At 61.9% G+C, this 564-nt stretch carries 1 protein-coding gene; it reads left to right on the top strand.

The features are described 5' to 3' along the window. Window positions 1-465: amidase family protein (locus EN750_RS38170; protein ID WP_245482952.1), on the top strand; the 465-nt coding region annotated here is incomplete at its 5' end. Window positions 466-564: the final 99 nt, after the last annotated feature.

The raw sequence follows: 564 nt of genomic DNA, 5'->3' as shown, positions 1-564 counted from the left end.
TCGCAGCTGCTCAAGAAGCACGGCAAGGACATGACGAGCTATGCCAGGCAGTTCGCCGAGGACGGGCAAAAGTCGAAGGCGACGGACTTTGTCGGAACACTCGACGTGGCGGCCAGGATGTACCAGACGCTGGGGCCGCTGCTGGAGACCTACGATGTGCTGATCTGCCCGACCAACGCGCTTCCCTCCGTGCCTGCGGAATTCGATCAGACCACGGGCACGGTCGAGATCAACGGCAAGCAGGTGAACCCGTCATTGGGATGGGTGATGACGACGCCGTTCAACATGATGAGCCGTTGTCCGGTTCTGTCCATCCCTTCGGGTCGGGCGGCAAGCGGCGTGCCGACAGGCATCCAGATCGTCGGCCGCACCTATTGCGATGCCGATGTTTTCCGGGCGGCCATGGCCTATGAGAGGGCCAACGGGCAATGGTACACAAACGCCGAAACGCGTCCGTCGCTATAACAGGGCGATGCGGCCCTTGCCGCGATGGTGGTTGATCTGCGGTCCTAGTTGTGGTGAGCCGACGCCCGACACCTCGAATATACGGATCTGTGGTGGCGC

Source organism: Mesorhizobium sp. M7A.F.Ca.ET.027.03.2.1, from assembly GCF_003999175.1.
Lineage (GTDB): Bacteria > Pseudomonadota > Alphaproteobacteria > Rhizobiales > Rhizobiaceae > Mesorhizobium.
The sequence above is the reverse complement of the archived record's forward strand: the minus strand, read 5'-3'. Positions and strand labels throughout refer to the sequence as shown.